The 13,620-nt window shown below is 60.4% G+C and carries 12 protein-coding genes and 1 tRNA gene; 9 read left to right on the forward strand and 4 right to left on the reverse strand.

The window, feature by feature from the left end; translation table 11 throughout:
- Nucleotides 1-19 precede the first annotated feature (19 nt).
- Entirely contained in the window at nt 20-694 is a 675-nt protein-coding gene (locus VFO29_03385; protein HET9392558.1) for a response regulator transcription factor, read from the forward strand.
- An 88-nt stretch (nt 695-782) separates the two neighbouring features.
- The gene (locus VFO29_03390; protein HET9392559.1) at nt 783-1,904 is read left to right on the forward strand and encodes an amidohydrolase family protein; all 1,122 of its coding nucleotides are present in this window, start codon (nt 783-785) and stop codon (nt 1,902-1,904) included.
- Here VFO29_03390 and VFO29_03395 read toward each other — a convergent pair.
- Entirely contained in the window at nt 1,892-2,155 is a 264-nt protein-coding gene (locus VFO29_03395) for a hypothetical protein (protein HET9392560.1), read from the reverse strand. The genes VFO29_03390 and VFO29_03395 overlap by 13 nt on opposite strands.
- Before the next feature lie 244 nt (nt 2,156-2,399).
- On the opposite strand from VFO29_03395, the gene VFO29_03400 reads away from it, so the two are divergent.
- The 4 genes from VFO29_03400 (at nt 2,400) to VFO29_03415 (ending at nt 5,277) form a co-directional block, all read left to right on the forward strand.
- Nucleotides 2,400-2,819: a hypothetical protein gene (locus tag VFO29_03400; protein ID HET9392561.1), complete on the forward strand. Its 420-nt coding sequence runs from the start codon at nt 2,400-2,402 to the stop codon at nt 2,817-2,819.
- Entirely contained in the window at nt 2,819-3,850 is a 1,032-nt protein-coding gene (locus tag VFO29_03405) for a formate--phosphoribosylaminoimidazolecarboxamide ligase (protein ID HET9392562.1), read from the forward strand. Before VFO29_03400 ends, VFO29_03405 begins: the two co-directional genes overlap by 1 nt.
- 57 nt (nt 3,851-3,907) lie before the next feature.
- Nucleotides 3,908-5,005, forward strand: a complete 1,098-nt coding sequence (locus VFO29_03410; GenBank protein ID HET9392563.1) for a hypothetical protein — start codon at nt 3,908-3,910, stop codon at nt 5,003-5,005.
- An 80-nt stretch (nt 5,006-5,085) separates the two neighbouring features.
- The gene (locus VFO29_03415) at nt 5,086-5,277 is read left to right on the forward strand and encodes a DUF1059 domain-containing protein (protein HET9392564.1); all 192 of its coding nucleotides are present in this window, start codon (nt 5,086-5,088) and stop codon (nt 5,275-5,277) included.
- A gap of 7 nt (nt 5,278-5,284) precedes the next feature.
- On the opposite strand, the gene dacB is transcribed toward VFO29_03415, so the two are convergent.
- Both dacB and VFO29_03425 read right to left on the reverse strand, forming a co-directional pair.
- Nucleotides 5,285-6,874 (reverse strand): D-alanyl-D-alanine carboxypeptidase/D-alanyl-D-alanine-endopeptidase, encoded by a 1,590-nt coding sequence (gene dacB, locus VFO29_03420; protein HET9392565.1) that lies wholly within the window; start codon nt 6,872-6,874, stop codon nt 5,285-5,287.
- A gap of 159 nt (nt 6,875-7,033) precedes the next feature.
- Nucleotides 7,034-7,105, reverse strand: a tRNA-OTHER gene (locus tag VFO29_03425).
- A gap of 155 nt (nt 7,106-7,260) precedes the next feature.
- On the opposite strand from VFO29_03425, the gene VFO29_03430 reads away from it, so the two are divergent.
- Nucleotides 7,261-10,374 (forward strand): YCF48-related protein, encoded by a 3,114-nt coding sequence (locus VFO29_03430; protein HET9392566.1) that lies wholly within the window; start codon nt 7,261-7,263, stop codon nt 10,372-10,374.
- 2 nt (nt 10,375-10,376) lie between these two features.
- The gene (locus tag VFO29_03435; protein ID HET9392567.1) at nt 10,377-12,533 is read left to right on the forward strand and encodes a prolyl oligopeptidase family serine peptidase; all 2,157 of its coding nucleotides are present in this window, start codon (nt 10,377-10,379) and stop codon (nt 12,531-12,533) included.
- Here VFO29_03435 and VFO29_03440 read toward each other — a convergent pair.
- Nucleotides 12,523-12,930 (reverse strand): hypothetical protein, encoded by a 408-nt coding sequence (locus VFO29_03440; GenBank protein ID HET9392568.1) that lies wholly within the window; start codon nt 12,928-12,930, stop codon nt 12,523-12,525. The genes VFO29_03435 and VFO29_03440 overlap by 11 nt on opposite strands.
- 185 nt (nt 12,931-13,115) lie before the next feature.
- Here VFO29_03440 and VFO29_03445 point away from each other — a divergent pair, with 185 nt between their 5' ends.
- On the forward strand, nt 13,116-13,583 hold the full coding sequence (locus tag VFO29_03445) for a GIY-YIG nuclease family protein (GenBank protein ID HET9392569.1): 468 nt from the start codon (nt 13,116-13,118) through the stop codon (nt 13,581-13,583).
- Nucleotides 13,584-13,620 lie beyond the last annotated feature (37 nt).

Consider the following 13,620-nt stretch of genomic DNA (forward strand, 5'->3'; position numbering starts at 1 on the left):
CGAGATGCGCAAGAGGCCGATGATCCTGGCGGTGGACGATCACGCCGAAATCTTGGACGTGCTGAAGACAGGATTGTCCCCAAGCGAGTTCGAGCTGATTACTGCACGCAGTGGCAGCGAGGCGTTGCGCTTGCTGGAACGCGAGCCCGATTGCATCATCCTCGACATCATGATGCCCGCAATCGACGGTATTGAGGTGCTCAAGCGTATTCGCGAGCGGAGCGATGTACCGGTTTTATTTTTGACGGCCAAGAATGCGCTCGACGATCGCGTGGCAGGCCTGCGATTGGGCGCAGACGATTACATCGTCAAACCATTTTCCATCGTTGAGCTGACCGCGCGCATCCGTGCCGCGCTGCGCCGCCCGCGGGTCCTGACGACGACGCCGCTGGTTTACGAAGATCTCTCGCTGAACCCCGAGGACCGCACGGTAAGGCGCGCGCAGCGGCAGATCGAGCTCACGCAGCGCGAGTTCGACTTGCTGCATGTCTTGGTGCGCAGCCCGAACTGCATTTTTAGCCGTAGCCAGCTACTTTCGCTCATCTGGCACGACGAGAAAATGCTGAATCCGAACAATGTCGACGTCTATATTTCGTACCTGCGCCAAAAGATCGACGCCGGCCACGACGTGAAGCTCATTCGCACGGTGCGCTCCACGGGCTTCACACTGTCCTCCTCCACATTGTCATCCTGAGGTATCGAAGGACCCGGTTTGTCATCCTGAGCCCGGTTTGTCATCCTGAGGTATCGAAGGACCCCGAGGTAACGAGGGGGCGAGCCAAATGTCTCGTGATCTAGCGCTGGTTGGCGGCACGATTTACGCCAATCCCAAGGACGAGCCCATCCACGACGGCGTCGTGCTGATTGACGGCGAGACGATCGCGGCCGTTGGTCCGCGCGCGAACCTTATGATTCCAGAAGGCGCGGAAACGCTGGATTGTTCGGGCCTAACAATTACGGCCGGCTTCTGGAACAGCCACGTGCATTTCTTTGAACGAAAATGGGCTGATGCCGCGAGCATTCCGGCGCCCGAACTTGCCAACCAGCTCCAGGACGCATTCACGCGGTTTGGATTTACGAGCGTCTTCGATCTCTCATCGTTGTGGGAAAACACCCGACGTCTTCGCGAGCGCGTCGAATCCGGCGAGGTTGCCGGGCCGCGCATTCGCTCGACCGGCGAGGGGCTCGTTGCCCCGGGCGTCGTTCCATCGGAGCAAGTGCTGAACACGATGGGCGTAATGAAGACGCCTCTTCCGGAAATTACCGACGCCGCGCAAGCCGCGGCGGCCGCCAAGAAACTCTTGGCTGAAGGTGTGGACGGCGTAAAAGTCTTTGCGCCGTTTCCTGACGGCGCCGTTGAAGCCGTCGTTGCTGAAGCGCACGCCGCCGGCAAACCCGCCTTCGCGCATGTGAACACAGGCGTCGACGTACTGACCGCGGCACGCGCCCGTGTCGACGTGATTGCGCATACCACACCCCGCTCTGGACCATGGGACGAAGCGATTCTTGCAGCTATGAAAGACGCTCAAGTCGCTCTCACGCCGACGCTGAGTATCTGGAAGCATTTTCTGCGTCACGATCGCATCTCAGCACAAGAGCAAACGATCGATACGGCGGTTGGGCAGTTACGCGCGTGGCTCGCAACTGGAGGAACGGTTCTCTTTGGAACTGATCTCGGCGCCGTCGGCTACGATCCGACCGACGAATATGCCCTGATAGAAGAAGCCGGGATGACCTTCAACCAGATTGTCACGTCGTTAACTACTGCGCCGGCGGAGCGCTTCGGCGAATCAAAACGACTAGGGCGAATTGCCCCAGGCTTTCAAGCGGATCTCGTCGCGTTCAGATCGCTATCAGACGTGCAGTACACGCTGCGCGCCGGTAAGGTTACCTATGCGGCCTGAGTGCCTTTAGCGATAACTTTGTTGTAGACCACGGCCGCGAGCGCTCCACCGATGGCTGCAGCGACAAAGCCCACCACAACCTCGTACAGGCTGATCGTGAACCAGGTGCGATCAAAACCTCCCAAAAACGGCGGCGGCACGCGACCGAACAATGACCACCGTGAAACGCTAAAGCTCAGAATAGTGAAAACGGTTACAACAACTTTGGCAACGCCGAAGGCGAGGGCTAGAGCCTTTGGATTTAATCGCATTGTGGGCGTTTCGAGTCTCCCGCTAGGCAGCCATCTTGTCTTCGAGCGTTTCTGCGTGAATGGTATCTTGCTGGGGGCTCTGCCGGTGCAGACCGGAAACCGTGGACGAGCGTGTCGCGGTATGGTAGCATCAGGTTGTCGGGTTCCTGCGCTGTGTCGGCAAAGCCGCGACCGCTCCTTTAGGGCGGTCGTTTTATTTTGTGCAGAGGACACCCTGAGCACGGGCGGGTATCGAGGGGCCACCGTGCTCCACACGATTGCCATCAAACTGAAGATCCCGGACAACACCGCGTACAGTGCGCTCACGGCGCTGCGGCGACTCGGTGTTGATGTGGCGCACGTAGAGCGAGCCGATATCTGGCAGTTCGAGGACGACGGCTCGAGCGAAAAAGTAGCCACGCGCGTGCAACGCAACGAGTCGCTCTTTAATCCGAACAAACACACGCTGGAGATACTACCGTCTCCCAATCCCCGCCCGGGCGAAACATGGATCGCTCTTTGTCATCCTGAGGTATCGAAGGACCCTGAGGTATCGAAGGGAGCGCGACACTACACGGCCTACCGCTTGTTTTCCGAGAACCACGCGCCCGCCAGCCAGCCGACGGTGGAAGAAGCCATCGAGAAGCTGCTCTGCAACCCCGCTATCGAACGCGCCATCACGTAATGCCGGAAAAACAAGCCTACACGATCGCCACCCTCGGGTCACACTCAGCGCTGCAAATATTGAAGGGCGCGCACGACGAAGGGTTTCCGACGCTTGCGATCGCCAATCGCGAGACCGAGGCGCTATACCGCTCGTTCAAATTCGTTGACGAAGTGATCGCCATCGAGCGCTACCAAGATTTTCCCGGGCTCATGCCGCAGCTCGCCAAACGTAAGTTGATCATCGTCCCGCACGGCTCGTTCGTCGCGTACCTCTCGCTCGACGAACACAAACGCATGACCATCCCGTACTTCGGAAACAAAGCCGTGCTCGATTGGGAGGCCAGCCGCGAACTGCAGCGTCAGTGGCTTTCGCGCGCGGGCCTTACATTGCCGCGCCAATTCCAGGACGGCAACGAGATCGATCGCCCGGTGATCGTGAAGCTCTACGGCGCGCTTGGCGGCAAGGGTTACATGTTCATTCGCGACACCGCCGACTTCGAAGCGCGCGCGGCGCATTTAAAAGAAGAGCACATCATTCAGGAATACATCGTCGGTGTGCCGCTCTACATCCACTATTTTTATTCGCCGCTGGAAGACCGGCTCGAGATTATGAGCATGGATCGCCGCTACGAAACCAATGTGGACTCGCTCGGGCGCATTCCCGCCGCAGCGCAAGAAGGCATGGACGTGAGCCCGTCTTATGTGGTGGTCGGCAACTCGCCGGTCTCGCTGCGCGAATCGATGCTGGCCGAAGCCTACCGGATGGGCGAAGCGGTCGTGCGCGTGAGCAAGGAGATCTGCGGCCCAAAGGGCCTCTTCGGCGCCTTTTGCATCGAGACGATCATCACGCCCGACATGCAGTTCTTCGTGATGGAGATCTCCGCGCGCATCGTGGCCGGCACCAACCTCTTCATCGACGGCTCACCGTATTCGTACCTAAACTACTCCGAACCGATGTCAACCGGGCGCCGCATTGCCCGGGAGTTGAGGAACGCACTTTCCGCGGGTAAACTGCGTTTGGTGTTAGATGATTCAACCGCGTCATCGTGAGCAAGTGTCATCGTGAGGTATCGAACGACCGCGAGCAATGCGAGCGGCCCTGAGCGCATGCGGAGGGTAGCGTGGCTGCTACTTCTGGCGTGTCTGCTACGGTTGCAAGCGCGCGCCACCCTGGTGGCCGACCCCGATACGCTGTACGCCGCCATGAAGGCCGCGTACGACAAAGGCAACACGCAGGGTTGGACATTTTACAACCAGCAAGCGTATCTCTCGACGATATTTAACGCGGGCCGCGCGTACTCGCTTCAACGTCCGAACGATCCCGGCTACGGCTATCTTGCGCAAACGACCGTAGACATCGCTTCGGCCCTTCACTACGATCCGCTGATAAATCACGAAGCCGTGCCGTGGTGGGTGCGCGAAGCCGCGCTGTACGTGCAGAAGAACAACCTCGATCCGGCCGAGCAAACGAAGGCCAAAGGTCTGCTCACGCGCGTCGACGCGCTCGATGATCCGTTCGCGCTCGCGCAACTTGCCGATGAAGACGCCACCGCGCTGTTGCAAGATTACCCGCGCGACGCCAACGCGCAACTCGAACGCGTCGAAGCCAACTGGCGCAGCTACCTCATTACGCACGATGCCTCGTGGCGCAGCCTCGCCTTCGTGCATGCCAACGAGCCGAAGTTTCCGATCGCAAACCTGCCGTCAACCTGGGGCCCGGCCTTTCACAACGCGTTGCAAAACGCCGCAGCCGGCGCGCAAGATTACACGCAAGGCGATCGCGTGAATGCCGGCGCGATTCTGGCGCGCATGCGGGCCCTCAAAGTGCCGCCGATCATTGCGAGCATCAAGGCGCAGCCGCATGACATCTACATGACCACGCTTGCGCCGGCGGACGAATACTTCGGCCCGATGGGCATGTCGATTCTCGGTATCAAGAATGAAATGAAGCGCGTGAACTTTTATCTGGGCTACGGCTACAATCAGCAAGAGAGCGAATCGGCGGTCCAGATTGCGGAATCAATTGACGACCTGCACAAGGTCTATCCGCGCGATCGCGACCTGCCGCAGCTGCTGCTCGAGATGTACACCACGCTCAGCAAGATCGACACGCCCGCGGCCAAGGCGGCGCAAACGCACATGCGCGCAATTCTCACGGTGGAATACCAGGACACGCCCCAAGCCCGCACCCTCCTGGCGGAGTAATAGTGTCATCCTGAGGTATCGAAGGACCCTGAGGTAACGAAGGGTAAGCCCCCAGGCCCGCTATTGGAGAGCGGTTATATATGGCTAGAAAGACTATTGATTGCCGCGAGTTCCCGAGCGACAGCAAGTGCACGATCGCGATTGCGGCCGACACCGAAGAAGAGTTGATGGACTCCGCCGTAACGCATGCGACCAGAAAGCACGGCCATCAAGACACGCCCGAACTGCGCGCGCAAATTCGCGCCAGCATTAAAGAAGGCGCCCTAGCCTAAGACCCGGCTAGTAACCCTGCTGGATCGCCGCCGCGATCGTGGAGAGGTCGCGGTCGACGCCGCTAAACGTTTCCATCATGCCTTGCTGGCCGATGGGAACGTCGTTAACAAACACGCCGTAAATGAGCTGCTTGCCGCTCTTTGCGTCAATGTAGCCTACTTCGGTTTTTGCTGAAATGTAGACTTGACCGGACGGTGATGCCGCGATCTGTGTCCCGTCTTTCGCGCGAATGTGGCCGGCCACGGGTGTGCCGGCCTGATTTTCGGCCTGCGTACCATCCACGCCCATAATGGACATGCCGTCGTGCACGTATTTGCCCCATGGCACGCCGAGCAGGCTGCGTAGCACTGCCGCTTCATCGGCCGGCGAGGTGCGGATCATGTCACCGGTGCCGGCTCCTTCGAACACGATCGTACTTTCCGGCGACACGCCCAGGTTTTTAATCGTCTTGAGCTCTGGACCCAGCCCGTCGGCACAGTCGCGGCTGCCGCTTTTTACAGCTAGCAAGCACACCATCAAGTCCGCTCCGCGATTGTAACTAACTTTCAAAATCACCTTCACGAATTCGGAGAGCGGCGGCGAAACGTGTTCGGCGACCATGCGCGCGCGGCGGTAGTCTTTCGGCAAGATGTGCGTGGGATTCGAACCGGAAGCAAACGCGGTAATCGTGACGCCTGCGCGGCGCAGCGCTTCCATGAACGCGATGCGCGCGAAGTCGGCCGGTTTTTGGATATACCAAATCGTCAGGCTCGGTTTTGCGCCGGCCGCGACCGCACCGCTGACGTGCAGCGTGCCGTTCGCATCCGCTTTTACGCTCAACGGTTTTGCTTGTGCGGCGTTCGCAACGGTCATAACATCCGAGGCAAGGCGCATCGTTCCGATCTTCGGACGCCAGTCAACGACCGCAGCCTGTCCGACGCTTGAAGGTGCAGCGGTGATGTCGACGACGTTTTCGTTAATCCAGATCGGTGCCATGACGCCGTTGGGCCAGCCGTCGTAGTTGTTGAAGAGCCGGTCATCGATCGCAACGTCGCCGATGATCGTGCTGATACCGGCCGCTCGAACTTGTCGCGCCAACTGGTTAAAGACCGAAAGCGGATCGGAGTTCTTCAGAAGTGCCGGGCCGGCAAGCCCGACGTCTCCGTAGTTGTGATCGATCTCCGGGAAGTTGTTGAACGCGAGCGTGCCGTTGGATTGCTCGCGCAGACCGAAACTAAAGTCGCCGGATGCGACGAGGATCAAATGTCCGGCCAGGATGCCGCCGCGAGGCACGCTCGTTGCGTAGACCGGGGTGCGGAAGCGATAGTCCGGACCGAACGCTTTCAGGGCTGCCGTCGTGCTGTACACTTTCATGATCGAGCCGGGCACAAACATGCCGGCGCCCTCGCGGTCGATGAGCTTCTCGCCGGTTGACGGATCGACGACGACGATTCCCCACCGGCTGTGTGTGTATGCCGGCTTGGATGTGATCTGCGCGATGGCGTCATCAACGCTTTTCGGGACGGGGGAGCCGAGCGAGCCGCTCAGGTTACTGCATCCGGCCGCGGCCAGCAATCCGGTTACGACGCAAGCAAAAAGGAATGGCCGGTGATGCATAAGCGTACCTCCACTAGAGGCGTTGGTCTAAGTGAATGTCACGCCCTTCGAAATAGAACAAGGCGCTCGTCGATGAGCGCCTTGTTGATGGTGTGATACGGACGCGAAACCCCACTCACACGGTATCACACCACCTTACCGAGAGCCAAGCCCCCGGGCTGGAACGTGCGAGAATCGAACTCGCGGCACCGTGGGGTTTCGCGCCCGGTGTCGACACCATCGAAACGTCCCAGCGTTGGCTCTTTCACGACACGCTCGCTAATTGACAAGGCCTCGCGGGCCTCGACGGGCTCGGCCGTGCCCTTCGATTCCTCAGGATGACATCCCGACGGGCTCACCATGACAAATGGCGGGCCATGGCCTGGAGGACGACTAAACCTCGCTCTATGAAGCGCCTTTTTGCCGTCGCCCTGATAGGGGTATTTCTCGCTCCGATCGCCACCGCTCCGACGTCAGCCCAGGCCGCCAGCCCGGCGGCTGCCGATACCACAAGCCCCACGCAAAAACTCATGAGTAAGCTCCAGTGGCGCAGCATCGGGCCGTTCATCGGCGGACGGGTCGTCGCGATCGTGGGCGTGCCGAGCGAGCCGAGCCTGTTTTACATGGGCGGCGTGCAAGGCGGCGTGTGGCGCAGCAGCAATTACGGCACGAGCTGGGAGAACCTCACCGACGGCAAGTCCGGATTCGGGATGAACGCTTACAGCATCGGCGCGCTCGCGGTCGCGCCTTCGAATCCGAAAATCATCTACGCGGGAACCGGCGAGTCCGACCTGCGCGGCGATTTCTCGACCGGCGACGGCATCTACAAAACGACCGACGCCGGCAAAACCTGGGCATACGCGGGCCTGCGCGACACGCACACGACGACCGCGCTTGCGATCGATCCGCGCGATCCGAACGTGGTCTACGCAAGCTCGATGGGGCACGTGTTCGCGCCCAACGCCGAGCGGGGCGTCTTCAAAACGACCGACGGCGGCAAGACGTGGACCAAAGTGTTGTTCGTGGACGAGAACACCGGCGCGAATGACGTCGTGATGGACGTGCGCAATCCGAACGTACTCTACGCCACGATGTGGCAAGCCTCGCGCAAGCCGTGGAATTTCACCAGCGGCGGCCCGGGAAGTGGTCTGTACAAGACGAGCGACGGCGGCGCGCATTGGAGCAAGATATCCGATAATCCCGGCTTTGCACGCGGATTGCTCGGGAAGATGGGCGTCAGCGTTTCCGTCACCGATCCGCGCAGCGTCTACGCAATCGTCCAAGCGCAAAGCGGCGGCATCTTTCATTCCACCGACGGCGGTGCGACATGGAAGCGCGTCAATGCCGAAATGAAGCTACGGCAGCGCGCTTTCTACTACACGGCTATTTATGCCGACCCAACGAACGCGAAGGTCGCGTACGCGCCGCAAGTGGACGGCGTCTTTAAAACCACCGATAGCGGCAAGACCTGGAAGGCGATCACGCGGCCGGGCGATCATCACATCATTTGGATCAATCCGCGCAATCCGAAGATCTTGCTTGAGGGCGACGACGGCGGCGCGATGGTCTCGGTGGATGGCGGCAAGACGTGGAGTTCGAAGCAAAATCAGCCGACGGATCAGTTTTACAAAGTTGCGATCGACAAGCAGTTTCCGTTTCACGTCTACGGAGCGTCGCAAGACCACGGCGCGTTCGAAGGACCGAGCGCATCGCAAGAAGGCCTTGGCATCGGCGCTTGGCACAATGTGGCTTTGGGCGAGAGCACGTGGATCGCGCCCGATCCGAACAATCCGTACGTGACGTACGGCAGCGGCTACCAAAGTTCGATGGCGCGTTTCGATCGCCAGACCGGCGAGCAGAAGAACGTCAGCCCGTGGCCCAAGTACATGTCGGGCGTGGCCTCGTCGGAGAGCAAGTTCCGCTTCGGCTGGACGCATCCAATCTTTTTCTCGCCGTCGCGACCGCACGAGTTGTTGGTGGCGGGCAACGTGGTCTTTTCCAGCTCCGATTACGGCGAGCGCTGGCAACAGCTCAGCCCCGATCTCACGCGCAACGACCCGAATACCGAAGGCCCGACCGGCGGGCCGATCAATTACGATCAAACCGGAGTCGAGACGTTTCCGGATATTTCGTCGCTGGCCGTATCGCCGCTGACGCCGGATTTAATGTGGGCGGGATCGGCCGACGGTTTGGTGCACGTGACCACCGACCACGGCGCGCACTGGAAGCTCGTGACGCCGCCGGCACTGCCGCAGTGGGCGCAGATCAGCTCGATCGAGCCGTCGCACGTGTCGGCCGGTACCGCATATCTTTCTTCGTCGCGTTACCAGTGGGACGATTTCCATCCGTACATTTATAAGACCACCGACTACGGCGCGACCTGGAGCGCGATGACCAGCGGTTTACCGGACGATCAATACGTTTTCGCGGTGCGGCAAGACCCGCGCGACGCGCGCGTTATGTTCGCCGGAACACGCAGCACGGCTTATGTGAGTTTGAACGGTGGCGGAAGCTGGGAGCCGCTGACCCTCAATTTGCCGTACGTGCAGGTGCGCGACATCGGGATCAATGCGCGGCAAGGCTCTGTCGTCGCGGCGACGCACGGGCGGTCGTTTTGGATCTTGGACAACCTCAGCGTGATCGAACAGACCGCCGACGGCATGAGTGGTTCACCGCTGCTCTTCGCACCGGAGACGGCCTGGTTGACGCATGAATACACGTCGGGAACTGCGCGAGCCGGCACCGGCCAGGGGCCGACGTACGGAACGAGCGTGTTCTTCGATCTGCCGTCGGACTACAACGGCACGACGCCGGCGACGCTCGCGTTCCTGGATGCGACCGGCCGCACGGTGCGCAGCTTCACTCTGCATTTGCACAACAAGAAAGAGAAGAAGCCGTCGCCGCAACGGCTCGCTAACCGAGACGAGGCGCAGATCATGGCGGATGATTTGCGCGACCTCACTGCAGTCGATCCCGGGATGAATCTGTTCGTCTGGGACATGCGTTATGGGCCGGCGACCGAGGCGCGCGGCGTGCAAGCGTTCGGAACGGATGATTTCTCCGATACGGTCGACGGGCCAACGATCGTGCCCGGCAAGTATTCCGTCGTGCTGACCTACGGCGGTGAGAAGATGCAGCAGCCGTTCCGCTTGATGCTCGATCCGCGGTTGCATCCGGCTTCGGGCGAACTGGCCGCGCGGCTGGCGCTCTCGAGGCAGATCATCGGAACGCTCGATGCGTTTAACCGCGCGGTGAATGCAGCCGAAGCGGCGCGGGCCAGTCTGCCGGCAGCCAGACGCGCGCAAGTGGATGCGGCGCTGGCAGAAATGGTGCAGTTTAACACCCATTCGAGTGAAGGCGACCTCGCGCACGAGAGCAAAATGCGCGACCATCTGGCGTTCCTGCTGGGCTCGCTGGATCTAGCCTATCAGGCGCCGACGCCGGCCGAATACGCGATTTACAACGAACTGCGCGCGCAGGCAGCGGCGCAAATTACACGTCTACGAGAGGCAATGCACTAATAATGAAGCGATTTCTCCCCGCGCTGACCGCGTTCGCGTTACTTTCCGCCATCGTGCCGGTCCGTGCGGCGCTCTGGCCCGAGCCGAATCAAACCACCGTGGCGAAAGCCGCGCCGGGCTTCGCGAACGGCGCCGATCCGTTCCAATGGCTGGAAGACAAGGACGGCGCGAAATCGCTGGCGTGGGTACGCGCGCAGAACGCCAAGGCGTTGCCGATTTTAACGAGCGACCCGCATTACGCCAACATGTACGCCGAGGCGTTAAAGATCGCCCAAGCTACAGACCGTATTGCCTTCCCGCGGACGATCAACGGCGAGATCTACAACTTCTGGCAAGACGCCACGCACGTGCGCGGCATTTGGCGCAAGACCTCGCTTGCGAGCTACCGCACCGCGAATCCGTCCTGGACGACGGTGCTCGACCTCGATGCACTCGCAGCGAGCGAAAAGGCGAATTGGGTATGGAAAGGCGCCAACTGCGTCGAGCCGCAGGAAACGCGCTGCCTGATTGACCTCTCGGACGGCGGGGAAGACGCGGTCACGATGCGCGAGTTCGATCTGACGACCGATAAATTCGTGCCCGACGGCTTTGTCTTGGATCGCCAAAAACAAGACGTCACGTGGCTGGATGAAAACACACTCCTCGTCTCCCGTGCTTGGACGCCGGGCGAAGTGACCGCTTCCGGCTATGCGTACGACGTGCGCAAGCTCACGCGCGGCCAGCCGCTTTCATCGGCGACGCCGCTGTATAAGGGCCAGCCGAGCGACGTTTCGGTGCGCGCGTTCGTCGCCGTTGACGGACAAGGCCATAAGGCCGCGTTCGTGGATCGCGGCGTCACGTTCTTCACGAGCGAGGAGCGCATCCTGACGCCGACCGGTCTTGAAAAACTCAACGTTCCGGAAAAACTGGAGATGGACGGCTTGGCCGGCGGGCGTTTGTTGATCAAACTCGACCAAAGTTGGAACGCGGGCGGCAAGAACTTCGCCGCCGGCTCATTGGTGCAAGTGCCGCTCGCGCAAGCACTGGCGAACCCCGGTAGCCTCAAACCTGCGCTCGTGTACGCGCCGGGGCCGCGCGATACGCTTGACGGCGTCGACACGACCAAGAACGACCTGATTCTCACCGTCTACCAGAACGTGCGCGGCCGCGCGCTCATCTACTCGCCGGCGGGCGCCGGCTGGTCGGTGCGCGCGCTGAAAATTCCCGACATGTCGTCGGTCGGCGTGACGGATTCGAATCTGCAAAACGATGGAATCTTTTTCAGCGTCCAGAGCTTTTTGCGTCCGACGACGCTCTACTATGGCAACGCTTCGACGGGTTCGGTTGCGGAAGTCAAATCGCTGCCGGCACGCTTTAATGCCAGCATGGACGTCGTGGAGCAACACGAGGCCGTCTCGCGCGACGGAACGAAGGTTCCGTACTTCCTCGTCCGTCCGAAAAACATGGCGTTTAACGGCCGCAATCCGACGGTCTTGACCGCGTACGGCGGCTTCCTGATCTCATCGACGCCAAGTTATTCCGGCACGGTGGGCAAGCTCTGGCTCGAGCGCGGCGGCGTGTACGTGGTCGGCAACATTCGCGGCGGCGGCGAGTTCGGTCCGGCGTGGCACGACGCCGGCCTCAAGACGCACCGCCAGCGCATCTACGACGACTTTTATGCGATTGGCAAAGATCTTGTCACTCGCCGCATCACCGATCCGCGTCATCTCGGGATCGCCGGCGGTTCGAACGGCGGACTGCTGATGGGCGTCGAGTTCACGCAGCATCCGGAGATGTGGAACGCCGTGCAAATCGAGGTGCCGCTGCTCGACATGTTGCGCTTCGAGAAGATTCAGGCCGGCGCGTCGTGGGTTGCCGAATACGGCAGCGCCTCGGTTCCGGCCGAGCGCGCGTTCTGGCAGAAGACCTCGCCGTATCAGAATATCAAGCCCGGCGTTGCCTATCCGGAACCGTATATTTGGACGACGACCAAAGACGATCGCGTCGGCCCGCAGCACGCGCGCAAGTTCGCCGCCAAACTCGCGGCGATGCACGTGCCGTATCTATTCTACGAAGTGCTCGAAGGCGGCCACGGAGCCGGTGCAAACCTCAAGGAGAGCGCGAAAACGACTGCGCTGGGCTGGACGTACTTCGCGATGAAGTTATTTACTAAGGTCTAGCTATGCGGACGCGGACGGTGGCGGTGTGCGAGCCATCGTTGAACACCACCACGCACGAGCCTTCCGCCTTTTTCGTATTGAGGCGAATGGTCGCATAGTAGTCGTTCTCGTTCGGCCGGCCGCTGCCTGACGACTCAACGGCGCCCACCTTAAAGTCCGCGACATCGGCGAGCTCGCCCTTGCAGGTGTTCTGCGTGAGCTCGACCTTGCCGGTATGCGATACCGCGGTGATGGTGACGGTCTCGCGATCGGGGTCGCTGTTGTTCATTCCCTTCCCGCGCGGCTGCAGCGTGATGGAATTCGAGGGCTCGATATTGATGGATGCGAGTGCGGTCGCGCCGGCGGCCAGGACCAGCATCGCCGTGAGCGCGCCAATACGTTGAATCGTGGTGTGCATAAAAATGCATCCTCCTAGAAGTAGTCTGGGAGAGGAACGCTTCACCGCTCGCTAGGGTTCCTCCGGTCTGAGGGCACCCTCCGACGCGCCTGTGATGCGATTTATGTCCCGTGAATGCGGGACGGCATCGCCGCCAACCCGAGTCCTAAGGGCTTCTCCAGGACGTAAAGAAAATAGAAGACGCTGTGCATGAATCATTCGCCGAGTATGTTAGTACGCTTCATCCGTCGTTCGAGCGCCTCGTGAATATGTCGCCGGTGAAGATAAGCGACCTCCGCGCCCCGCTGCCTGAGAAGTGTGTCTATTTGTTCAGCGAGAATGGGCTACCGCTGTACGTCGGGCGAACGAACCACTTCCGGCAGCGCATGCGACAGCATTCAATTCAGGCCTCACAGCACAATCAAGCGGTCTTTGCCTTTAGGTTAGCGCGCCACGAGACCGGAAAAACGGTAGCTGGCTATACAGGGCTTACCTCACGGCGTGCGTTGTTAGAAGATCCGGTATTTGCCGATGCTTTCCAGCGTGCTAAGGCTCAAATTCGTGCAATGGAGCTTCGGTTCGTTGCCGAGGGGGATCCGCTGAGACAAGCCCTGCTTGAAATATATGTTGCCGTCGTGCTGAAGACTCCCCATAACGACTTTGAAACTCATTAGCAAAGCCGTTGCCCGAACCAAATCGCAGTCTCGTAAA

This window comes from Candidatus Rubrimentiphilum sp., assembly GCA_035710515.1.
GTDB lineage: Bacteria > Vulcanimicrobiota > Vulcanimicrobiia > Vulcanimicrobiales > Vulcanimicrobiaceae > Rubrimentiphilum.